The organism is Halocella sp. SP3-1 (assembly GCF_003953885.1).
Taxonomy (GTDB): domain Bacteria; phylum Bacillota; class Halanaerobiia; order Halanaerobiales; family DTU029; genus Iocasia; species Iocasia fonsfrigidae.
In genome coordinates this window covers 647024-670742 of sequence record NZ_CP032760.1, presented here as the reverse complement: position 1 = coordinate 670742, position 23719 = coordinate 647024, and the positions used below count along the sequence as shown (strand labels likewise).

General features: G+C 34.7%; 19 protein-coding genes, 1 pseudogene and 1 other annotated feature. Of the genes and pseudogenes, 1 reads left to right on the top strand and 19 read right to left on the bottom strand.

Annotated elements, in window-relative coordinates; genetic code table 11:
• Positions 1 to 152: 152 nt before the first annotated feature.
• Positions 153 to 1820: a hydroxylamine reductase gene (gene hcp, locus D7D81_RS03150; protein ID WP_125987229.1), complete on the bottom strand. Its 1668-nt coding sequence runs from the start codon at positions 1818 to 1820 to the stop codon at positions 153 to 155.
• A 213-nt stretch (positions 1821 to 2033) separates the two neighbouring features.
• Between hcp and D7D81_RS03145 the strand changes: the two genes are divergently transcribed.
• On the top strand, positions 2034 to 2321 hold the full coding sequence (locus D7D81_RS03145) for a hypothetical protein (RefSeq protein WP_125987227.1): 288 nt from the start codon (positions 2034 to 2036) through the stop codon (positions 2319 to 2321).
• A 306-nt stretch (positions 2322 to 2627) separates the two neighbouring features.
• On the opposite strand, the gene D7D81_RS03140 is transcribed toward D7D81_RS03145, so the two are convergent.
• The 18 genes and pseudogenes from D7D81_RS03140 to D7D81_RS03055 form a co-directional block, all read right to left on the bottom strand.
• Positions 2628 to 3632 carry a hypothetical protein gene (locus D7D81_RS03140; RefSeq protein WP_125987225.1) on the bottom strand — a complete coding sequence of 335 codons (1005 nt, stop codon included), beginning with the start codon at positions 3630 to 3632 and terminating at the stop codon, positions 2628 to 2630.
• A 16-nt stretch (positions 3633 to 3648) separates the two neighbouring features.
• A complete protein-coding gene (locus D7D81_RS03135; protein ID WP_125987223.1) occupies positions 3649 to 4272 on the bottom strand; it encodes a metallophosphoesterase in 624 nt (207 codons plus the stop codon).
• A gap of 106 nt (positions 4273 to 4378) precedes the next feature.
• Entirely contained in the window at positions 4379 to 5398 is a 1020-nt protein-coding gene (aroF, locus tag D7D81_RS03130; RefSeq protein ID WP_125987221.1) for a 3-deoxy-7-phosphoheptulonate synthase, read from the bottom strand.
• Between the two features lie 59 nt (positions 5399 to 5457).
• Positions 5458 to 5715, bottom strand: a binding site (T-box leader).
• A gap of 144 nt (positions 5716 to 5859) precedes the next feature.
• Positions 5860 to 6930, bottom strand: a complete 1071-nt coding sequence (locus D7D81_RS03125) for an IS30 family transposase (RefSeq protein ID WP_125987219.1) — start codon at positions 6928 to 6930, stop codon at positions 5860 to 5862.
• A gap of 137 nt (positions 6931 to 7067) precedes the next feature.
• Positions 7068 to 8204, bottom strand: coding sequence for a YibE/F family protein (locus D7D81_RS03120; RefSeq protein WP_164522097.1), 1137 nt, complete (start codon positions 8202 to 8204; stop codon positions 7068 to 7070).
• 192 nt (positions 8205 to 8396) lie between these two features.
• Positions 8397 to 11843 (bottom strand): 5'-nucleotidase C-terminal domain-containing protein, encoded by a 3447-nt coding sequence (locus D7D81_RS03115; protein WP_125987215.1) that lies wholly within the window; start codon positions 11841 to 11843, stop codon positions 8397 to 8399.
• Positions 11844 to 12102: 259 nt separating this feature from the next.
• A complete protein-coding gene (locus D7D81_RS03110; RefSeq protein WP_125991881.1) occupies positions 12103 to 12816 on the bottom strand; it encodes a type II toxin-antitoxin system Phd/YefM family antitoxin in 714 nt (237 codons plus the stop codon).
• A gap of 324 nt (positions 12817 to 13140) precedes the next feature.
• A complete protein-coding gene (locus D7D81_RS03105) occupies positions 13141 to 13413 on the bottom strand; it encodes a hypothetical protein (RefSeq protein WP_125991879.1) in 273 nt (90 codons plus the stop codon).
• Positions 13414 to 13595: 182 nt separating this feature from the next.
• On the bottom strand, positions 13596 to 14081 hold the full coding sequence (locus D7D81_RS03100; RefSeq protein WP_125987213.1) for a ferritin-like domain-containing protein: 486 nt from the start codon (positions 14079 to 14081) through the stop codon (positions 13596 to 13598).
• 534 nt (positions 14082 to 14615) lie between these two features.
• On the bottom strand, positions 14616 to 15626 hold the full coding sequence (locus D7D81_RS03095; protein WP_125987211.1) for an ATP-binding cassette domain-containing protein: 1011 nt from the start codon (positions 15624 to 15626) through the stop codon (positions 14616 to 14618).
• Positions 15610 to 16319, bottom strand: a pseudogene (locus D7D81_RS20195) (GTP-binding protein). The gene D7D81_RS03095 and the pseudogene D7D81_RS20195 overlap by 17 nt, the downstream one beginning before the upstream one ends.
• Complete coding sequence (locus tag D7D81_RS03085) at positions 16319 to 17548, bottom strand: ABC transporter substrate-binding protein (protein ID WP_125987209.1); 1230 nt, start codon at positions 17546 to 17548, stop codon at positions 16319 to 16321. The pseudogene D7D81_RS20195 and the gene D7D81_RS03085 overlap by 1 nt, the downstream one beginning before the upstream one ends.
• Positions 17549 to 17738: 190 nt before the next feature.
• A complete protein-coding gene (locus tag D7D81_RS03080; RefSeq protein WP_125987207.1) occupies positions 17739 to 18458 on the bottom strand; it encodes a GntR family transcriptional regulator in 720 nt (239 codons plus the stop codon).
• Positions 18459 to 18480: 22 nt separating this feature from the next.
• Positions 18481 to 19419 (bottom strand): 5-dehydro-2-deoxygluconokinase, encoded by a 939-nt coding sequence (gene iolC / locus D7D81_RS03075; protein WP_164522096.1) that lies wholly within the window; start codon positions 19417 to 19419, stop codon positions 18481 to 18483.
• Positions 19420 to 19532: 113 nt separating this feature from the next.
• Positions 19533 to 20819, bottom strand: coding sequence for a TRAP transporter large permease (locus D7D81_RS03070; protein ID WP_125987203.1), 1287 nt, complete (start codon positions 20817 to 20819; stop codon positions 19533 to 19535).
• A 35-nt stretch (positions 20820 to 20854) separates the two neighbouring features.
• Positions 20855 to 21328: a TRAP transporter small permease gene (locus D7D81_RS03065; protein WP_125987201.1), complete on the bottom strand. Its 474-nt coding sequence runs from the start codon at positions 21326 to 21328 to the stop codon at positions 20855 to 20857.
• Between the two features lie 99 nt (positions 21329 to 21427).
• The gene (locus D7D81_RS03060) at positions 21428 to 22432 is read right to left on the bottom strand and encodes a TRAP transporter substrate-binding protein (RefSeq protein ID WP_125987199.1); all 1005 of its coding nucleotides are present in this window, start codon (positions 22430 to 22432) and stop codon (positions 21428 to 21430) included.
• 238 nt (positions 22433 to 22670) lie between these two features.
• Positions 22671 to 23465 carry a class I fructose-bisphosphate aldolase gene (locus D7D81_RS03055; protein ID WP_125987197.1) on the bottom strand — a complete coding sequence of 265 codons (795 nt, stop codon included), beginning with the start codon at positions 23463 to 23465 and terminating at the stop codon, positions 22671 to 22673.
• Positions 23466 to 23719: the final 254 nt, after the last annotated feature.

The following is a 23719-nucleotide window of genomic DNA, read 5'->3' as shown; positions in this document are numbered from 1 at the left end:
CAGTCTTAGTATAATACAATTAAAAATTGCTGTCAAATCACATAACCTTTTGAATTGAAAGACAACAGTTTTTAGACAAAAATATAAGGGCTGGTTCTTTATCCAGCCCTTGTTTTATATAAAAAAGGGGTTAGTTACCCCCCTTTTTTATTCTACTCTCCAGCCATAATTGCTTCAAGGTCATCTCCCACAGTATTAATTCCTTTAATATCAAATTTATCTACTAATACCTTTAGAACACCTGGAGATATAAAAGCCGGTAGGCTTGGTCCTAAACGTATTCCTTTAACCCCCAGATATAGTAAAGCTAATAAGACAGTAACAGCCTTCTGCTCATACCAGGCTATATCATAGGATATAGGGAGTTCATTAATATCATCAACCCCAAAGGCTTCAGCAAGTTTCTGGGCAATTACTACCAGTGAATATGAATCATTACACTGTCCGGCATCAAGTACACGGGGTATTCCATCAATATCACCCAGCTCCAGTTTATTATATCTGTATTTAGCACAACCTGCTGTTAATATCACCGTATCTTCAGGCAACTTTTCGGCCAGATCGGTATAATAATCCCTTCCCTTATGCTTTCCATCACAACCAGCCATTACTACAAAGCGTTTTATCTTGCCAGCTTTAACAGCTTCAACTACCTTATCAGCAACACTTAAGACAGCCTCATGGGCAAACCCACCCATAATACTACCTTTTTCTAATTCTGCTGGAGGCTCACACCTTAAAGCATGTTCAATAATAGCTGAGAAATTCTTCTGCTTACCATCCTCCCGGTCATCAATGTGTTTAACCCCGGGAAAACCAACTACACCAGTGGTATATACCCTATCTTGATAGCTTTCCCTGGGTGGTACCAGGCAGTTAGTTGTCATCAAGATAGGTCCGTTAAACTTCTCAAATTCACCCGTCTGCTGCCACCAGGCATTACCATAATTCCCTACAAAATGTTCATATTTTTTAAAGGCTGGATAAGAATTAGCAGGCAGCATTTCTCCATGTGTATAGACATCTATCCCTTTACCAGCTGTCTGTACAAGCAGTTCCTCCAGGTCTTTAAGGTCATGACCGCTGATTAATATGCCCGGCCTATCACCAACACCGATATTTACCTCTGTCGGCTCTGGATTACCATATGACCCAGTATTAGCTTTATCCAGCAGGGCCATTGTCTGTACTGCAAGCTCACCACAGCGCATAACTAAGCCTATTAGTTTATTAACTGAAATATCTTGATCTGCTGTTGCTGCCAGTCCTTCAATCATAAATTCATATATTTCCTCATCTTCTTCAGCTAAGACATAGGCATGTTCAGTATATGCTGCCATCCCCTTCAGGCCGTAAGTAAGAAGCTCTTTTAAAGACCTGATATCTTCATCTTCTATATTAAGGATACCTATTTCTGCACCCTTCAGGTAATAATCTTTACTATGATCACTGTACCAGGTACACATATCCGGCAGAACATCACTAAATACCTTCCCTTCTTTCTCTTGATAGGCCTCTTTAAACTTAGCAGCAATACTCTCCCTTAATTCCAAGGCTGCTTTTATTCTCCCCTCAAAACGTGCTGGGTCAAAACTTACATTAGTAATAGTAGTAAAAAGGCTCTCTGTAATAAAACGGCCCACTGTCTTATCTGCTATCTCCAGTTCGCCAGCCTTACGGGCATAGACTGAAATACCCTTAAGTAAGTAAACTAATAAATCCTGGAGATTGGCCACATCTTCGGTTTTACCGCAGACACCCCTGATTGTACACCCTTCATTTTTAGCTGTTTCCTGACATTGATAACAAAACATACTCATCCTCACAATTCCCCCTTCATCCATTTGTTTTGATTACAAGTATAATTATAAAGGCCAGTGATAATAAATACTATGATATTTATCACATGATAGGCTAAAATTTAACAATTATAGTCCTCTTTTTAGATTCAGATACTACTGATTCACATTATATGGTATTATGCATATCTTATTATATATCATCATATATAAAATATTAAAAGGAGTGATAAAGTGGTTAATCTAGACAGTTTTGGATCGAGACTGGAGAATTTCCAGGATGATGACGTAATTATCGAATTTTGTTGTGATGGTGTCCTCAAGGTAGCCCGGGGTGTTCTGGAGTTAATAAGCAATGAGAGTGTTGAACTTACTCCATCTGCAGAAAGACCTGGTGTCATAGTCAGAGTCTGGAACCCCAATACTGGCCAGTTTGTACAACAAAACGGGTCTTTTGACCGGGTATTAATCCGTTCTGCAAATATCTGCAGTGTAGACAGAATTTTTGACCTACCATTATAATAGCTATTAATTAATCCCTTTTTTCATAGAGAACATTATACTATTTACTATTATAATATATTTGTCCTAATGATGAACTATTTGCAGAAAAAACCATATAATATAACAAACAGTAAGAAAGGAGGGTCATTATGGGCGACTATGGAGTTTGTGGTGACAATTGTGCTTTTATCATCTTCTTAATCCTTATTCTTCTCCTCTTAGGCATCTACTAATAAATAATAAAATACCGTTATAATAAGAATAATTATATTTATAAATTAAAGAAAACAACCACAGTATTTTCCTGCTGTGGTTGTTTTTAATTTAATTCTTCTTAGCTTTAATTTTATCCTCGATTGTTTGTATTTTTTCCACGGCCTCCTGTGATAGTTCACTCAATAAAGATTCCCTACACCTAGCAGCCATATTCGGGCGATTTGTCCTTACCCCCTGGCTAACTACCTCAAACCACTGCACTTTTTTGCTGTTATAATAAAGGTCATAATCGACAATCCTTTCTCCATCCTGGTCGTATTCCAGGCCTATCAGAATTTTTTTGATTTTTTTGGGCGACAGGATAGTAAATAGCCTTATTTGATAAGCTATTACTGATAAGAGGGCAACAGCATGGTCTTTAGTCCAGGATTCCCCTAGTATAAAACCTAATTCCAGGTCAGCCAGAGCTGTTACTAATCTTTTATACTGTTCTTCATACATATTCCCTGAATCATAGATATTAATCTTAAGTTCATACCACTGGGTCTCCTCTAAACCGTGGGTTATATGTCTTACCACATCACGCCTGAGTTCCTTATGTATTACATTAACAGGCTTTTCTATCAAAAGGTTGGTTTTTACCATCTGCAATGAACTTACCCTGGTCTTAATTGGCTCTTCAGTAAAACTTAAGATTGTATCACCTGTTTTACCCTGCTTAATCCCTTCTATTATATTAACCAGATGGGCATTATAGTTTTCCTTTAATTGTTTTATTATCTCCTGACCATCTTCTGGTATACGCATTACCAGCTGGCCTGCCCCCAGTTCCACTTTGTTAATCAGCTCAGCAATCCCCAGATTTATTAATTCTTCCATAGTTACCAGTGGTGTAGTGGGGAGCATAATAATACTTTCAGTAACATCAACCCCATCAAAATCTTCTTTAGCCTCACTTACAAAAGCAATAGTCATGTCTTCCTCTGCCCTTTCCAGGGCATCAGTAAGTCGTAAAGCCTGCCCATTTAAAAAATCTTTTAGGGCCTTTTCTAAATTATCTGTCTTTTCTGTCCTGAAAAATAAGTATCCAGGACCCTTTCTAATAAAATTCATAAAATCCTCCTTTCCCTCATGGGAGTTTTAGTCTCTTATACTTTCTTTCCTGGGCTGTAACCAGGGGATAAGATATAGGGTATATCTTAAGTGAGGGTATTAAAATAACGCTGATATTCATTATTCCATTTAAAACCACTGTTCCCTCCTCCTCATAATTTTTAAGATTATGCCCATAAAGTTTAATATCAGCCTTTTCCGGCAGTCTGTTCCCATAATGGGCTAGTCCTATCTCTATTCCATTAACAGTAATCAGACTACCCTCCTCCATTATTTTGACCCTACTACCTAACCCTTCTATAAAATCCCCTGCATCATGGTTTCCAGGGACAATATAGATATCAGCCCACTGTCTTGCTACAAGACCCTCAATCAGTATACCGGCTTTTTGCTTATACAGGTCTAATGGCGCCCCGGAACCCAACTTAACATTATCGGCTAAATCCCCTGTGTGAATAACAACATCTGCTCTAAGACGGTCAATAGCCTCAAAAATAAAGGGGTAGATTAGATCTGGTGTATCACTTATATGTAAGATCTTCTTCTCACTACTTTCTCTAAGTTCATCTAGTATATATAATTTATCTGTCAACTTCTTTACTCCCTTTTTTACTCTGTCTATTAACTCCTTGACTAGCACATCTTAAACCCCTCTCTAAATGTTTAGCTACCATAATTATACAACAATAAGTGAAAATAGTAAAAAAAATTATAGAGCTGTTATAAAAATAACAGCCCTACTTATTTTATAAATCCCTTCCACTGACCTCTGCTATACCCTCCAATTCTTCCAACAGGCTTTCAAATTTAGCTGGTTTAAGGGATTGCTGCCCATCACTCAGGGCTTTAGCAGGTTCAGGGTGAACTTCAATAGTTAAACCATCTGCTCCCATAGCTACTGCTCCTTTAGCAGCAGGACCGACCAGACGCCAATCCCCTGTACCATGACTGGGGTCAATCACTACTGGTAGATGACTTAAATTCTTTAAAACTGGTATACTTACTAGATCAAGTGTATTTCTGGTATAGTCTTCAAAGGTTCTAATTCCCCTTTCACAGAGAATTACATTATAATTACCCTCTGACATAATATACTCGGCAGCCATTAAAAACTCATTATAACTGGCACTTAAGCCCCTTTTTAACATTACCGGTAGTTCAGCATGACCAAGCTCTTTAAGCAGATAAAAATTCTGCATATTCCGAGCCCCTACCTGAAAAATATCAGTATATCTACCTACCAGTTCAACATCACGCGGGTCCATCACCTCTGTAATTACCTTTAAGCAGGTCTCATCTGCGGCTTTTTTCAATAATTTAAGACCCTCTTCTCCCAGTCCCTGGAAACTGTAGGGGGAAGTCCGCGGTTTGAAGGCACCACCCCTTAATATACTAGCACCAGCCTTTTTCACTGCTCTAGCAGTCTCCATAATCTGCTCCTCCCCCTCAATAGAACAGGGTCCGGCCATAATTACTACCTTTTTCCCTCCAATGATAAGGTCATCTGACAGCTTTATTTCAGTTGCTGTATCCTTAAATGTCCTACCCACCAGCTTATATGGTTCCTGTATCGGTACCATTTTCTCAATTTCAACATATCCCCCTAGTGATTCAACCAATTCACGCCGGTCCAAATCCCCCACAATTCCAATCACCGTCTTATTTGTCCCCTGAATTGTATGTGCCCTATAACCCAATTCTTCAATCCTGTTTTCTACTTTTTTAACATCCTTCTCTTCTGCTTTGTTTTTCATAACAACAATCATCAATAACACCCCTTTAATTTTTTTTAAAAGTAAATTAAAAAACCCCTCGTTCCTTTATATAAAGGAACGAGGGGTTACTCTCGCGGTACCATCCTGTTTGATATTATCTAAATAATACCCACTTTAACAACTACGGAAAATCTCTTTTCTATAGCTTGCCACCTTTAACGGTCGGCTTCCGGTCAGACCTACTAAAATAATTCAATCTGACAGCTCCCAGGGGAACTTCATTAAAATAGCCATTACCAGGCTCACACCAGATCCCAGCTCGCTATAAATAACTAATCTTAACTACTTTCCCTGTTCAATGCCTTTACTTAATATTTTATTAATTTCTATTATTATACGCCAAGTTTCATTTTATGTCAAATAAAATTAAAGTTAAAAAAGGTCATATTAATTGCAAGTTAAAATGCACGGTTTTTTAAAATATTTTCATCTTCAATATTTGTTAATATATGTTAAGCAACATTAAATGTCTTTTCCTTAAATATTTCTCTAGACGTTTTGAACTCAAAGATTTTTCTCGGGTAGGTATTTATAAATTCTTGTATTCTTTTAACTTTATTTCTGGTTAATCCTTTGAAGCTAATTCCTTTGGGTAGAAACCTACGGATCATCTTATTTATGTTCTCATTTGTTCCTCTTTGCCAGCTGCAGTATGCATCACAATAATACTGTTTTGTCCTAGGAATACTACTCCCTGTAAAAGACTCTTCAATACCCTCATAATCTTTAAATTCAGACCCATTGTCTGTTGTAATTGTTTTAAATATCTTTCTAAATTTAACTACTCCATGGCGTCGCTCAATTCTATCTAGGCCTTTTATCACTGATTCCTGGGTTTTATTTGGAATTAATTCTATTATCTCTTTACGACTTGTTCTTTCACTCAATACAAGTAAATATGGTTCATTCTTGCCCTTTCTACCTTCAACTAAATCCATCTCCCAATGTCCAACCTCTTGCCGCTTATCTGCTTCATTTGGTCGGTCTCTTATTGTCCTGTTTTGTTTATGATTTTTTGTTCTTTGACTCTCTTTCGGCTTCCTTTTTTTCTTTCTATATTCACCATAGATTAAGTTATTTCTTTCAATCTGTAATATCCCTTGATCTATATAATTATAAATTGTTTTCCAATGAATTGATATATCAAATTTATCACTTTCATCAATCATTAATGCTATTACTTCTGGTGAATATTTCTCTTTAATTTTTTCTTCTATAAAACTTGCTAAATCAAAGTTTTTTCCTATTTTAAGTTTAGGCCCTTTTGCTGATGCATTAGTATCATATACACCCTGAGCTATCTCAGGAATATATTCTCCCTTATCTCTCCACATGTAGTCCTTTAGGATTGTAATTCCTTTTTTAATTTCTCTACTAATAGTGGTTCTATGGCTGTTCATCTCTCGGGCTATCTCAGTATAATTTTTTCCTTGCTTATTATATAAATGAGCTATGATTTTTCTATCTTCTAGAGTTAAGTGTTTTCCTTTTTTTCTTTGTATGTTATAATGAGTTTGACGCATATTCTGTATCCTCCTAATGTTTTGTGTGGTGCTTAACATTATATCGAAGATACAGATATGTGTCTATTTTTTTATTACCCCGTGCATTTAATTATACAATGTTTCGTTAAAAAAGGTCACCTGTCCTTTTTAAATTATTATTTTTGCTTAATTAAAAAAACAGCTACCACAGAAGTAATCGGAACTGTTAATATAAGCCCGATACTACCTGCTAACCCCTGAATTATTTCAGTACTGACTGAGTTTAGATTTATTGCCCTGAAATAAGGGACATTATAAGCCATAAGCAATAACATCATACTTAAAGAACCACCTGTAAAGGCAAGAATTAATGTATTGGCCATAGTACCTACAATATCCTTACCAACATTTATACCTGATTTAATTAACTCTGTCCTACTCAGTCCTGGTACCTGATTATGAATTTCAAAAATTGTAGCAGCAATTGACATAGCCACATCCATAACTGCCCCAAGTGATGAAATAATAATACCGGCAAACATAATACCTTTAATATTAATGGGAAAATCACCCATTATATAAATAAGCTGTTCACTGGCCTCCCCTGTAATCCCGGTAAGGTGAGCCAATCTGCCAGAAATTAGTGATATTACACCTGCAATTATTACTCCTATAACAGTCCCTATTATAGCGGCAGAACTCTTTTTATTAAATCCACCAATAGATAACAGTGTTATACAAGTAATTACAGAAACAATAATAATAATTAATAAAATAGGACTATAGCCTCTAAATATTAGGGGCATCATAAAATATACTATCAAAAAACCTGTAGTAATTAAAGAAAGAAATGCCATTATCCCTTTTACTCTACCTACTCCAATTAAGGCAAGTATAAAGAGAAATATAAGAAAGTAAATAACCCTATCCCTGACATAATTATCTATTAGAGCTGAATGGAGTTTTCCTTCCTTTTCATCTATTGCCAGAACCACCTCCATCCCTTCTTCAGCGATAACATCATAAACCAGATCACCATGTAACCTGGAATTAGTTATTATTAACTCCAACCCTTTAAATTTTCCATTCAATATCCTAACCTTTACTTTCTGTGACCCGACATAGGCATCAGGGATGTCTTCTTCCTCTTTAAGCCTACTATCAATTACCTTGACAATTTTTGCCCTTACATAATTAATACCTTCATTTTTCTCTCTATCTTTATTAGCATCTATAAAAAATATTAAAAATATAATAATTAGAATTATTACAGGCAAAATAAACAATAAAGGTTTTCTCATTTGATTCAGCAAATACCTTTTTTTAGTAAGTAAACAAAGAAATTTGCCTTCTCTCCTTCCGTTTTGTATATTTGAACCCTCTTACTAGATATACATCTAATTTCTTACATCCTACTTCTTAACCCACACTCACACTTTTTTATAAAAGAAAGCAGCATGATTTTCATGCTGCTCTCACTTTAAATCCAGGTTTATTTAATTTACTTATCCAGCAATCTTCAAGTGAGTAAGCAAAGTAATTTTTTTCAACTCTATAATCCAATTCTTTTTAACTGGAGATAAAGTCCCAGACTTCTCTACTGCTTCTATCAAAGTTTCCCTTAAGGGAATAAAAGTATTCACCGCTTTTCTGGCATTTTCAAACTTATAGTCATCTCCTCCAGTAGCCATAAAATCATTTGTTACCACAGTATAATACTTATCCATCTCCAGTGGTGTACCATCTTCCAGTGTTATTGAAATAATCCTGTTACCTGCTTCTTTATCAGAATTATAGACTACCTTCACGCCAGAGACCTGAATCCAACCTATATCTTCATTTAATATCCCATGTTCAATATTGGCCCTGATATCAGCCCCAGATAATTTCATGGTAAATAGGGTATTATCAAAAGGCATTACCTCATACATTTTACCTACTGTTATTTCTCCAGCAGGTATACTGGTTCTTAAACCCCCACCATTGGTCATAGCTATTTGAACACTAGCTTTTTCCTTCATTACCTCGGTTGCCCATTCTCCAAGTAAAGATGGGCCTTCATATCTGTCATGCCATAAATTAACAGTCGTTTTCCCTATAACCCTTTCCAGTACAGGTTTCATTTCATTATTATACTTATTATATATTTTCAACGTCTCCGGGTCATCTTTAAGCTCATCCTGCCTTTTATAAAGATTGTCTATTGAAGGCTTGGCACTAATCAACCTATCATTTTGATCAAAGATAAATTCCAGTTTCCCTAGTGTCCTGCCATATTTATAAGCCTGTACCAGTGGTTTACCATTCACATAACCACTTACCTTCTGATGAGTATGTGCTGATATTACAGCATCTACTCCCTTAACATATGTTAAATCAACAGCTTCACCAGTTATACTACCATCCTTATCTTGAAAAGCACCACAATGTGTCAGGGCAACAATAGCATCAGAACCGGCCATCTGTACTATAGGCACCCAGGTTTTAAGTGTGTCAACCGGATCCCTAAACTCATAATTTTCTACATTAGCTTTAAGTGTTTTGTAAGCTGTCTCCGGTGTGGCAATACCAATAAAGGCAATAACCGCTCCCTTTCTCTCAATAAAGACATAGGGTTTTGCCCAGGAAACAGGTTGGCCAGTCCTCTTATCATAAATATTAGCCGCAACAAAGGGGAATCCCCCTTCTTCTCCCCACCGGTTAATCCTGTCATCACCCCAGTCAAATTCATGGTTACCCACTGCTGATGCCTCAATACCCATTTCTCTAAAAACAGCTGACACAGGTTCACCATATAGTAGATTGGACATGGCACTACCCTGATAATTATCTCCAGCTGATACTATAATAGTACTATCAGGATTTTTAACCTTTTCACTCTTAATAGCACCAGCCAGTCTGGAAGAACCAATATTTGAACCACCTTGAGCCAGGGCGCCATGGAAGTCATTAATGGATAAGATGCTTACCTTTTTATAGTTATCCCTTAAAATAACTACATTTTTATAGAGTTCTCCTTTAGTCTGGAATTTTTCTAGTATTTTCACAGGAATATTTGTCTTTTCAGAAATCAAACTAATTTCTTCTTTTTCTGGTTTTTCATAAAGATTTATTGCTTGATAGTTAACTCCAAACCTACCTTTAGTTGGGACACTAATTATACCTTCATTGATGAGCTGAACCATTTCATCTCTACCCACTAGGTCAGAAAAATCAAAACCAGTCAAATGCCAATTATCATCTACTAGAGGGGAGATAGTCCCTTTTTCTTTAACATAGCTAATCATCAAGTTCCTTACCTGTCCCTCATCACCATATTTCTCCTGAGAACTAAATACAACCCTTTTCATGGCTTCTTCTTTACTTTTGATTCCCATAGCATAAAGGAAACCACCGTGCATCTTTTTTCCCCAACTCTGGAATCTATAATCATTTAGGGCAAGGATAAATTTATCATTATCTTTAACCAATTTCCCATCCCTTTTCAGGTTGTAAATCCTGAACTGTTTACCATCTTCTAAGTCAGCAGCACTTTCAGGAGCAGGCTTAGAAAGGTCAATATCAAAAGTAATATTAAACATATCATAATTATAACCAGGAATACTATCGTTAAAGGCAATGGTAGCATCTCCATCTTTAACCTGTCGGTAATACCGGGCCTCAAATTCTAATAATTTTTTTAATTCACTTCCAGTAATTTTGATACCATAAAGATAGTTTTCATAAATATAAATTGATGATAAATCATTAATTGTAATATCACCTTTTTTAATATTTGCTGTTGCAGCAAATTCAGCTGCCAAAGAAATATCTGCTTTAGCATATTTCATCTGAACAGCATTTACTAGATTAACTAAAGGAGTATCCTGAAGTTTACCCTGAGAAATACCTTTTATCTCATCCTGATAACCTTTTTTAAAGTCAGCAGTAGCTGTACCTATAACTGTACCTGTATATTCTAATGTTTCTTGGTGGTAACTTTTCCCGGCAAGTAATATTTCTTGGTCAGGTTCAAGTTCCATTTTCCTTAAGTCATATACCTGATGTTCTGTCTTATCCCTATCTATAACCCATTTAGCATTATCTCTTTTTAAATAAAAATCATATCTAGCAAGAGCCCGACCCCATTTATAAGGCATAAGTATCGGAACAGTATATCCCTCTGGACCCATCTCTTCTATATCAACAAAAGCATGGTCATGGCCTGTTAAAATCCCGTCTACCCCAGGAACTTCCTGGGCTATAGGCCTGGCATAATTGCCTTCTCTTTCTTCAGGATCCAGACCAAAATGGGCTGAAATAAAGACCAGGTCAACCTTTTCTTCTTCCTTTAATTTTTTAACATACTCTTTCGCTACATCCAGTGGATTCAAGATCCTTAGTCCTTCAATCTCTGAAGCAGTAGTCGCCTGAGTAGTTAAACCCAAAATAGCAACTTTGACCCCTTCTACATCTACAATGGTATAGGGAGTGAATTCCAAAGATCCATCAGATTCCTTAATAATATTGGCAGATAATACAGGAAAATCTGCTGTGTCAATTATCTTGTGGAGGGTATCCTGACCATAATTAAATTCATGGTTACCTACAGCTCCGGCACTATAACCCATAAGATTCATAATCTTAGTCATTGGGTAGTTTTTATCTGGCTTCATCTTTTTCCCATAATAATAGGTAAGAGGGGTACCCTGAATAAGATCCCCTGCATCAATCAAAATAGTATTAGGATTTTCACTTTTGATTCTCTTTACCATTGTATTAACCATAGCAAAGCCCTGTGAATAAGTATGAACCCCGTAATAATCGTAATTCATGATATTTCCATGTACATCTGTGGTCCCAAGAATAGTAATATGTACTTCTTTATCAGCAGCTAAAATTAAAGCCGTAAAACTTAATAAAAAAACCAATAGCAAAATTGCTGACTTCCAGGTCTTATTAAATTTAATCATTTGTCATCAAATCCCCCTCAATTAATTTAGCAAACTTTATACAAACAATATATACCATTCACCTTAATTATTCTATATATCCCCCCTCCATTTTTGATACTAGAGAACTGACATCATATATTACCTAATCTCCATTATGAACAAATTATAGAGTATCTATATTTCTTTTTTATGAATATATTGTTAAAATTATGTTAATATTCCCTACTCTACCTTAATACCTGCAATACTACGAAACAAAAAATTTTCTTGGGGAAATCTAAACAAATACTTCCTTTAAATCTATCTTCAGTCCCTGGAAAACAAAGGATTCTGCTATTTCTTTTTTCTTAAAGGTCAGTATATTTTCTACCTGGTTTTTTTTAAATAAATATATATTTACTTCTTCTGAAAAAGGATTTACTATCCAGTACTCTGCTACTCCACTATGCATATATAGATCCATTTTTTGAATAATATCCTTACTCCTGCTGGATTCCGAAAGCACCTCTACTACCAGGGTAGGGATTCCCATGTAGCTGCCATCTTCTTCAATATTCTCCTGGTCACAAATAACTAACAAATCTGGCTGTACTACATTAGCCTTATTATCTTTATAAAGTGTCACATCAAAAGGGGAAGTAAGTGGTTGACATTCACTATTATTAAACCAGGATAATAGCCTACTGGAGATTTTAATTACTATCATTTGATGCCTGAACTTTGGAGAGGCCAATAAGTAAACCTGTCCATCTATATATTCATATCTATTTTCACTTTCTCTAACAATCTTTAGAAACTCATCATATGTTACCTTTTTCCCTTCATGGCTGTACATAGATGACCCTTCACATATAATATAATCATTGTCCCCAAAATACTTAACTAACCTAGCTACCTTTTTACCATTTCTGCTTATAATTATATCTTCCTCATTTACCAGCCTAAGGTATTTCCCAAAATTATTCTGAACCTCTGTACTACTAATAATCATAAATACCCACTCCTTTGATAAAACTTAGCTATTATAATTATATTATAGCTAAGTTTTATCATTTAATCAAAATTTTAGGCATTATTTTGTTGATTATCTCTCCTTTCTCAAGTATATTCTATATTAAAATCCAATAATGGCGCTTAATATAGTTATTTAATATAAGTATAAATTAAAAATTCTAGTTAATAAATATCACTTTAGTACAGTCTTAAGTAAGAAAAGTACAGTCTTTTGACTGTACTTTTAGAATAAATATTATATTTTACTTAATAAGAAACTTATCCTTCACCTATTTCTATAAGAGATAGATTCATTCCTGTTTTACTTAAAATCAAGCAAAAATGGTTTAACTCGCAGGGGATTAATCTCTTTTTCTACAAGTGGTCTATCATCCAATTGAGAAAACCTATCCCTAAATATTTTCTTCTCTTTCTGATAAAAAATTCCAATAGGTATTTGTTCTCCCCATTCATTAGCTTTTTTTAAGGCTTTATTGTAATCACTATCATCATAATTATCAGCAAGTTTATAAACTCGCTGCTTATACCACTGATAGGTATTTACCTTATTAAAAGATACACAGGGCTGTAAAATATCATGTTATCTTCCTAGAGCTTTTTATAAGCAAAATGTTCTTTAATGACTTTGAGAGCTTCAGCTATTTTGAGATTTAAGACCTTCAGGACTGCTCCGACAAAAACTGTATTTAGAGCTTTGGAATTTTCTGAAAATCCATCCTGACCCCTCCACTTTGTAACCATAATAATTTTAGATTATTAATATTGTTCATGGTGATACCATTCCGCATCTTCAAGCCACGTATTAGGTCTATTAACCATTTCAACAATATTAACCATAATGTTTTCATGTTTCCTTTCTTCTTCAGCAAGTTCTTTAAACACCTTTTTTACAAATTCTAAATCAGTCTCTTCTGCCTTTGACTGATAGAATTCCCGGCTTTTTTCCTCCATTTTCCTGGCCTGCTTATAGATATCTACCTGTTCAGTAGGAATAACACTTGTTGGTAAACCAGAAACAATCTCCTCCAACACCTGCTTAACTCTGGGTAAGATATCTGATTTAACATAACTGACTTTATTTTTTTCCGCTAAGTCCTTAACTACTTTCGCATGTTTCTGTTCTTCCTCTGCCAGATCATTAAAAACCTTCTTCAATTTACTATTGTTAGTTTTCTCTGCACAGTCAAGATAATAAGAACTATGTTCCTGTTCAAACTCTAAAGCAAATTCATATACATTCATTTAAAAACTAACCTCCCTATAATTAAATTTTGTTTTCATAACTAGATAGTTATTAATAGTAGTTATTATTCTTGTTTTATCAAAAATAAGAATATTTGTACAACGTTAATTATTATTATTACCTACTATTATCACTGTTCACTAGTACTTGCAGTAAATTAAATTGTTTGCCTGCACATATACTACTTTATAATCTATATTAAATATATGAATAATAATTTTAAGTTAGCTAATTATTCTCATTTAAGACTCTTTTATAATAAACTTTTTGCATAATTGAATTGTTGCCTAGTCTATTAAAACGGAGCGCTTAGGGCACTCCGTATCAAAGTAGACCAGGCAAGAACATTAAGGTTACAGAATTTAGTAAAGCTGATTACGAAAGAGACTGTCTTTCTGTCTGATCGTAGGGAGTTTCATATCCTCAATGGACTAATACTGACCTTAACATGGCATTTATAAATCAAAAAGGGCAGTGCAACCTTAATCTATGATAACGGGAGTGCTGGGTCAGTAATTATGCAAGGTGCTTATTTAATCAAATAAAGAAGGCCTCTTACCATAACGAAGTTCTTTCCTGAGTTTAGCCAATTTATTATTCACTATTTTTAAATCCCTTAAAATACCCTTCTCTCTATTATTTCTTTCGATAAGATCGACAATAGCTCCATTATTAATGACAATCCTCCTGTCAGCCATCAGGGCCAGAGTTGGATCATGGGTAGCCATTAAAACAATTTTCTCTTCCCCTACCAGGAGGTCAAGGGCCTTCTCTCTGTCTATCCCGGCATTTTCTATCTCATCAATAAGAATAATCGGGGAAGAACTGAGAATCGCAGTATCAGCGATCATCAGGGCCCGGGACTGCCCGCCGCTTAGACTGGTTATCTGACTGGTAGCCGAAAAAGTTTCCCCGGCAAGGTCATTGGCTTTCTGAATAACCTTTTTAACCAGTTCATGTTCATTTTCCAACAGTCTGCTTTCAGCATGAAGGTAAAGGAATTCTTCAACAGAGAGGTCCATGACAAAATTCATATTCTGGGAAAGCTGAGCCACTAATTTCTTGCTGCCGTTCATTCTCCATTCTTTAGCTGCCTTCTCACCATTAATCAAAATAGTCCTCCCTGTAGGACTATCCCCCTGAGCTGCCCATTCAATATCGGCCAGCAGCCTACTTTTACCTGAACCAGTAGGGCCAAGGAGTGCTACAATTTCACCACTTTTTATATCTATCCTTTCATACTGCTCCTGATTACCATCCTTATCATTACCCGCTAGCAATGAGAGCAGTTCAACCCCTGTTTCTTTTTCACCCAGAAAGTCCTGCATATTCTCAATATAAGCACTCACCCTGGATAGAAACTCCTCCCCCTCTATAACTATATCCTCCTTCTCGCCCTCAGATAATTGATGATAGATCTCCAGGATAGTTAAATCTTTACGAACAAGGGGGAATTTCTGCTCCAGGAGGAATGATTCTATATAAGGATATTTATCTATTAATTCAGCTAAAGACAACTCTTGAAGGCTATTTTTGCTCTTCATCTTCATCACCCAATTCTATCTTTTTGACATTACCTAACTGGTGTTCTTCCCCTATTCTCTTTTCTCCCAGACAGTAAGAACACATCGCTGAAGGCATGGAAAACCTTAATCGTTTTCCACTTACTGTTTTTATATCTTCTTTTTCAGTATCCAGGAGTGTTGAAAATTCATAGGCCCCCTGTCCTGTTAGCCCGTTAATATGCATTACCACTGCATCAGGGTTAACTGTCCTAACCCTGGAGGCAAAAACCTCTCTTTCTGCCTGAGAAACTATATCACCCTTGGTAATAAGAACAATATCAGCAGTCTTTAACATAGGACCTATTTTACGGGGGTATTAATTCCACTTAGATTATCGATCACACAGACAGCCTTAATATCTTTAATATATGGTGAACAGCGGTTGCAGAGACCGGCGCTTTCAGTTATCAGTAGATCCAATCCCTTTTTTCTCCCCCACTGGACAACTTCTTCAATATTACTAACAAAATAGTGGTCAGGGCAGAGGGAACCAGCAAGACCTTTTTTTACTGGGATATCTTCTCTGGCATAAAGCTTATCATCATCAGTATAAAGACAGTCAAACTTCACTACACCTGCTTTAATATTACGCTCCCTTAAAGCCCTGATCGTCTTTAAGATAACAGCTGTCTTGCCCGAAGAAGGCGGTCCAGAAAAAGTAACAAGATTCATCATCCTACCCCCTTTAAGTGATTATTAAACTCTTTTGTTAATTCATCAATAATCCTACCTGGGTTTTCATTGCGCAGGAAATCCCAGCCAGGCCACATAAAGCCGGCCTCTCTGTCAAGACCATTATCTATTCCAGGTAATACACTGGGGAAAAGCCCCTGCCCGGCCAAAATCTCAGCCACCTCTTCTGAGGCAAAAAAATCAACTAGCGGTTGAACAGCCGGCAGACTATCTTCTTTTATTAACATAAAAATCGGACTAATAATTGCCCCATCTTCCGGCCAGATAAATTCCAGGTGGGGAAATCTCCCGGCCATTCTAGTAAAAAAATAAGGCATAATCGTTACTGCCGCTTCACCAGATTGCTTTCTCCCCCCCTGCTGAATCATCTGTGATGGGTGCTGTGACTTCAGTAGGGAAACTGCCAGCTTCTTAACCCCTTCCCTGCCGTATTGATGGTAAATATTAAGCAGAATTGCATTAAAAAGGTCAAAATCACTGACCGGCAGACTAACACTCTCCCTGAATTCACCAGATAGAATGTCTCTCCAACTGTGGGGTATCCGGCGCCCTGCAAGCTCTGCCCGATTTATCAAAAACACCGCCGGCACAACAGCCAGAACTGCATAATCACCCACCGAATCAAGCAGATCAACCCCGGTATCTTTAAACACACTATTTAATTCATTAATACCTGTACTGTCTTTAAATACCCCCTGCTGGCGAAAACCCTCCATCAAGTTCTGGTCAAAGAAAAGATCAAAACCAGCAGAAATAAAGATATCAGCCAGGTCTTTTGCTTCTATTCCTGCAGATAGCTTATCCTTCAGCCAGCCGAGCCCCTGTGAAGCCGCCTTAAGCTCAAGGGATACAGGTGAGGACATATTTGCTGTGACTGTTTCCAGCCTTTCCAGAAGAGGTAGTCTTACAGGACAGGGTAAAAGACCCTCTACCCTCAAATCCCCCTCTCCACTCTTTTCTATTACTGTTATGTCAGTCCTGTCATCTTTAATTTCAATCTCTTTTAGCATTAGTTTAACAAGCTTCTCCAGATTTAAACCCTTCAGTTCAGCGGCCTGTTTTAAACTAATACCTCGACCTAATTCTTTCCTCTTCTTTTCATCCTTTAACTGTACAAACCCTTTATTAACCAATAGAGCAATCAATTCTGGATATTTTTCAGTAATATCAGCCAGAGATTCCTCTATAGAAAAATATCTATTCTCCATTTACATCAGCCCCTCAAATATTTATGTATAAAGCATAGCATTATACTCGGGATTATTCAGTGATAGATCTCACACAGAACAAAGGGGCTGTCTCAAAATGAGAGGCCCCTTTGACATAAGTTAATATATTATGTTGTTTTACGACCAGGTAGCCTGACGTATAATCTTAATTAATATAGTAATAATTTTTCTATTTCCGCAACTCCATTTCAACTGTATATTTATCTCCAGACAATATAAACTTAGCATATTCAAAGATCTTATTATAAACTGTATATGTTATTCTTTCAGCAGAGAATATGGGTGAACCTATACCTTTATTTAATAATTTACTAACCTCTTTATCTTTGATTATTTTTGCCTTGTAAATTTCATGAGCTCTAGCTGGTACTGTTCCTAACCCTTTTAATATTTTATATAAAGAACCTTCTTTTTTTAATTCATTAGCCTTTTTATAGGGAAGAATTTCATGTGGGATATATGAAGTTTGCAGTGCAATTGCCTCTTGATCTACATATCTTAATCTTTTTATTTTAATTATTTCACTAACAGCAGATATATTTAATTTGTCTGCAACAAATTCATCCTTAATTAAATCCAGTTCTAGTAATTTTGTTGTAACATTAAAATTTTTTTCGCGCATACTTTCTGTAAAACTCATAACATTTAAAGGCCTATTCATCATCCTATTAGCTACATAAGTACCTCTGCCCTGAATTCTATATAAATACCCTTCATTTACTAACTCTGAAATTGCCTTTCTAACAGTAATTAGACTTACATCATAAATGTTTATTAATTTATTTTCCCCAGGTATTCTTTCTTCCACAGAAAATTCTTCAGATTCAATTTTCTTTATAATATTATTTTTAACTTGCTTATATAAAGGAATATCAGATTTTTTATTCATTATAATTTAGTTTCCTCTCTTCTTATCCAACTGTATTATCTTTTAGAAATTTATGAAGTGACTTAAGATCAGGATAACTGTCAGAACAAGATTGTTTTTTAACAGCCATTGCCCCCACAGCCGATCCATATATTAGGGATTTTTTTATTGTAAATTGATTTAATAAACCATATACAAATCCACCAAGAAAACCATCTCCAGCACCTACTGTATTCAACACTTTGACTTTAAAAGCTGGAACTTTTATTGTATCCTTAATAGTAAAAGCGGTCGCCCCATTTTTTCCATCTTTCACAATAAATATATTTATTTTCTTCCTTTTCATAATCTCCTTATAATCATTATTACAAAATCCTGTTGCAATTGCAACCTCTTTTTTTGTACCAACAACAATATCAGCTTTTCCCATAGCTAAATTCAAATAAACAGATGCAACTTCTTTAGAAGGCCAAGTCTCTTCTCTATAATCTAAATCTATAATTACCTTTAAATTATTTTTCTCTGCATATTTCATGGCCAATAAACATGCTTCCCGCGAAGGACTTCTTGATAAAGCAGTTCCCGATACTATTAAAATTTTTGCCTTTTTAATATAATTTTCATCTATATCTTCAATTGCAAGCTTTAAATCAGCTGAATTTTCCCTATAAAATAGTACTTTAAAATTATCTGGTGGAAATATCTCTCCTAATGCAATTGCAGTTCTAGCTTTTTTGTCAAAAAATATGTTAGATGTATCTACATTATTTGATTTTAAATAATTGATAACATATTCCCCACAGGCATCCATTCCAACCTTTGATATTATACCTGTTTTTATACCAAGCTTTGCTATTGCTGTAGCAATATTTGCTGGGGACCCACCTAAATACTTTGTAAAAGAATTAACTTCTTTCAATGGTACATTATAATCATTAGCAAATAAATCTACTGTTGCTCTACCAATAGTTATTACATCCATTATTCTTTCACCCTCTTTATTTTTAAATTGTCTCATACATATTCATCGATTTCAAAAATCTTATTACATTTAATAAATTTTTACCGTACTTCAACTACAACTATCTCTATGGCTTAATTAAACATTAAGTTTGGTAAAAAAACAACTATCTGTGGAAATAAAGTTACAATTAGTAATACTACTATAAGTGATAAATACAAAGGAAAAGCAGCCTTAACAAGTTTTTCCATTTTTATTTTAGAGACACTACAAACACTAAACAAACAGACTCCAAAAGGGGGAGTCACTAAACCTATAGCCAAATTTATAACAAATAGTACACCAAAGTGTATTGGGTCTATCCCAGCACTCATGACTATAGGAAACAAAATAGGAGCAAGCATAATTATTGCAACTACCCCATCCATTATCATACCTACAATTAATAAAAACACATTAATTAACAGTAGTAATATAAGCGGACTATGTGTTAAATTAAACAAATAATTTGCAATTATTTGTGGTAGATTTTCATAAGAAATAATAAAAGTAAATAATCGTGCAGAAGATACTACAAACATTACAGAAGCAGTAATTTTTGCTGTATCAATTATTAATTTATAGAATATTTTCCAGTTCAATGTTTTTAATACAAATAAAGAAATGAAAATAGTATAATATACAGCCAATCCCCCTGCTTCTGTTGGTGTTACCGTTCCAGTTAATATACCCCCGATGATTATAACTGGGGCTCCAAGAGCTGAAAGACTTTTTTTAGAGACATTCCAGATATTTTTTATAGAAAACTTGCTGTAAGTTCCATAATCTCGCTTTTTAGATATAAAAAAGTTTTGAATTAACATACTACCTGCCATCATGGCTCCTGGAATAATTCCTCCAATCAATAACCGAGCAATAGATTGTTCAGCAATAGCACCTAAAACAACTATTAATATACTTGGCGGGACAACCACCGCTAAGGTAGATGATATTACTGTTATAGCTGATGAATAATCTCTATCATAGCCATTTTCTGTCATTTTCGGGATCATTATCGAACCTATAGCAGCAGTATCTGCTACAGAAGAACCAGATATTCCACCAAATATAAAACTGGCAATTATATTTGCTGCTCCAAGACCTCCCTTTGACCAGCTGAATATTGCATTAGAAAAGTCAATTAATTTATCAGATATTTTCCCTGATTCCATTATTATTCCTGCCATAATGAAAAATGGTACTGCTACAAGTATAAATGATTCTGTTCCTGACCATAACATCTGTGGTATTACACAAAATGGAACGGGGTGATAATACATTAAAATAATTAAAGAAGAAAAACCAAGGGCAACTGCCACTGGAACACCTAAAACTAACATAAAAAATAACAAAACAAATAAATGCATACTCATCACAGCCATCTTTTATCCCCCTTATTTAACACTAATAATTTATTTTAATTTTCTAAGCTTGAATTTTTTATAAGTACTATTTTCTCAATTAAACGATAACAACTATAAAGACAGCCAAAAACAATTGGTATTCTTACAATATAATAGGGAGCGGCCATTGCTGGTGTTTTTATACCCTTCAAATAATAATATAATATAGATTCAGACCCTAAATATCCTATCCAAATAATAAAAATACAAAATATAATATTCTGAATTATTAGTACTATCTTTTTATACTTTATAGGTAACATATCAACAATAAAGGTAATGCCTACATGTGCATCTTCCTTAATAGCTATACTAATACCAAACCATACAGAAGCCCCAAATACAAAAGATATAAATTCAAGTGACCACGGAACCTCAAAGTTAGGAATAAATCTATATAATACTTGAATACCCACACCAATAATTAATGTAACTATCAGTAAAGGTTGAATATAATAATCTAATTTCTTCAAAATTTTAAATAGCATTTTTCTTGCCCCCAGGATTAATAGTTGTTTTTTTGTAATATTTTTTATAAGAAAACATCCATCATAATAATATAATGAATGCTTTCTTATTCAAATTAATTACCTTGTTTCCTCTACAGCATTAAGAAATTTCTCCCAATTTTCTGCCCCGACAGTCTTTTCTAGCATTTTATAGATTGAGCTCATTTTCTCTTTGAAAGGCTGTTTCATTTCAGGAGTAAAATAAGTAACCTCTATTCCCATATCCTTCATTTCATGAATTGCTTTGTCTTGCAACTTAGAAGCCTCCTTATAAACTATATCAGATGCCTCAATTGCAGCTTGTTTTAAAATATCTCTTTCTTTACTTGTTAAATTTTCATACCATGATTTACTTACAACAACCACTGCTGTATCCATCATATAATCCCATTTTGTTAAGTATTTTGATACTTCATGTGTTTTAAAGTCATATAAACAGCCTATTGAATTGTCTGCCCCTGCAATTGTACCAAGTTGCATTGCTGTATATATTTCTGATGGCTGTAATGGAACAGGTTTAGCACCTAAGGCTTTAAAGGTTTTTACAAAAATATTAAGTCCTGGAACTCTAAATTTTAATCCCTTAATATCTTCAGGTTTTTTTATAGACTTAACAGCATTTAATTCTTGCCTTGGAGGTCTAGGCCAGGCAGCAATAACCATAACATCTTTATCTTCAAGTTTTTTAAACCATTTATTAACAACAGTAGGATTACTATCCATAAATCTTATAAAATGTTGCCAATCATCAAACAAAAACGGAGTATTCAATGCAAATAACTCTTCTTGAAGAGTAGCAAATGGAATAGTAGATTCAACCATAATTTGACATACATTTCTTTGGGTTTGTTCAAGAATTATCTTCCAGTTATTCTGAGCTAATACACCATTAGGATAAATCTTAGCTTTCATTTCTCCATTACTTAATTCTTCTATCCTTTGGGATAGATATAAAAGCCCTTTATGCCAGGGGTGATTTTTTGATACATTATGTTGCATAATAATCTCAGAAGCATTTACAACTACACTCAAACATATAGTAATAATCATAACAACAGTAAAAACCGTTAACAATTTTCTCATAATTTTATCCTCCTATTTTTTAAAGTATATTTCCCTTTTCTACAGAAATAGCAACCTTTAAACTGTTCTTATACGGTCTTCATAGATAGAGAGTGCTTCTGGTGATTAGCTTTTTCCATGAAAGAAATTAATTAACCAAGCTTTATGTGCTAAATCCATCTACGAAGTTTGAGATAAATTAGTTATCCACTAATTAATTCGACATATTTCAGCAAATTCCCTTTATCTAGCCTCTGTTCTATTTTCGCAAAATATCTAAAGCTTCCTTAACACTAGCATTCTGATGAATAATATACTTAAGAGCTTTAATCATTTTTGCAGGACTCTCATACTGCCATATAGAACGCCCATAAGTTACACCAATTGCTCCAGCATCCATAGCATCTTTTGTCATCTTTAATAATTGCTCAACATCTTCATTACCAACACCACCTGCTATAACAACATTTATTGGCGTAGAATCTACAACTTTTTTAAATGATTCCTTGGAACCCGTATAATGTGTCTTAGCAATATCAACCCCCAATTCTGCAGCAGTCCTTGCAGCATAAGATACTACTTTTGATGAAAACTTATCTTTTACACATTCCCCTCTAGGATAGATATGAGAAAAAAGAGGCAAACCATAATATTCAGCCTTTTGAGACATCCGACTTAAATTACTAAGCATCTCAGACTGATATTGACCTCCCAAAATTGTGCCCACTGAAATACCGTCAGCTCCCAAACTAATTGCTTCTTCTATTTCAGCAACTACCGTATCATAATTTTTATGATACGGAGAAAAAGAAGTACATTTTAGAAGAAAAGATATATCACTACCTGCATATCTATCAAAACACATTTTAGCAATCCCTTTATGCATAGTAATAGCATCAGGTTTACCTTTAACTAATTCTTCTAAAACTTTATCAATATTATCTATTCCCGGTAATACTCCATGGGCTATAGGATGATCAATAGCTACAGCCAATAATTTCTTGCTTTTCCTATTTAATATTCTACTCAATCTTATTTTTTTTCCTAAATTCACATTTTCACCTCCCGTTCTTAGTATACTAAGTATGTTGTATTTAATATATACTACATAACTATTAAAAATCCTTTATTTTTTTAAATTTTTTATTTTTTTATATATAGAATCTTAGTTATTTGTTGTTTTTTACATATCAATCTTTTAATCTAGTGCTAGGTCAATTCAAACATTTAAAAAGGAGAAAACCAGGATTACCCTGTTTTTCTCCTTATAAATAAGACTTTTTCAATTTTATTAACATTTTTTATATT

What these genes read in the sequence shown, in the direction of transcription:
- hcp (WP_125987229.1), bottom strand. Translation starts at nt 1,820, where the DNA reads ATGAGTATGTTTTGTTATCAATGTCAGGAAACAGCTAAAAATGAAGGG.
- D7D81_RS03140 (WP_125987225.1), bottom strand. Translation starts at nt 3,632, where the DNA reads ATGAATTTTATTAGAAAGGGTCCTGGATACTTATTTTTCAGGACAGAA.
- aroF (WP_125987221.1), bottom strand. Translation starts at nt 5,398, where the DNA reads ATGATTGTTGTTATGAAAAACAAAGCAGAAGAGAAGGATGTTAAAAAA.
- D7D81_RS03125 (WP_125987219.1), bottom strand. Translation starts at nt 6,930, where the DNA reads ATGCGTCAAACTCATTATAACATACAAAGAAAAAAAGGAAAACACTTA.
- D7D81_RS03115 (WP_125987215.1), bottom strand. Translation starts at nt 11,843, where the DNA reads ATGATTAAATTTAATAAGACCTGGAAGTCAGCAATTTTGCTATTGGTT.
- D7D81_RS03110 (WP_125991881.1), bottom strand. Translation starts at nt 12,816, where the DNA reads ATGATTATTAGTAGTACAGAGGTTCAGAATAATTTTGGGAAATACCTT.
- D7D81_RS03100 (WP_125987213.1), bottom strand. Translation starts at nt 14,081, where the DNA reads ATGAATGTATATGAATTTGCTTTAGAGTTTGAACAGGAACATAGTTCT.
- D7D81_RS03095 (WP_125987211.1), bottom strand. Translation starts at nt 15,626, where the DNA reads ATGAAGAGCAAAAATAGCCTTCAAGAGTTGTCTTTAGCTGAATTAATA.
- D7D81_RS03085 (WP_125987209.1), bottom strand. Translation starts at nt 17,548, where the DNA reads ATGGAGAATAGATATTTTTCTATAGAGGAATCTCTGGCTGATATTACT.
- D7D81_RS03080 (WP_125987207.1), bottom strand. Translation starts at nt 18,458, where the DNA reads ATGAATAAAAAATCTGATATTCCTTTATATAAGCAAGTTAAAAATAAT.
- iolC (WP_164522096.1), bottom strand. Translation starts at nt 19,419, where the DNA reads ATGGATGTAATAACTATTGGTAGAGCAACAGTAGATTTATTTGCTAAT.
- D7D81_RS03070 (WP_125987203.1), bottom strand. Translation starts at nt 20,819, where the DNA reads ATGGCTGTGATGAGTATGCATTTATTTGTTTTGTTATTTTTTATGTTA.
- D7D81_RS03065 (WP_125987201.1), bottom strand. Translation starts at nt 21,328, where the DNA reads ATGCTATTTAAAATTTTGAAGAAATTAGATTATTATATTCAACCTTTA.
- D7D81_RS03060 (WP_125987199.1), bottom strand. Translation starts at nt 22,432, where the DNA reads ATGAGAAAATTGTTAACGGTTTTTACTGTTGTTATGATTATTACTATA.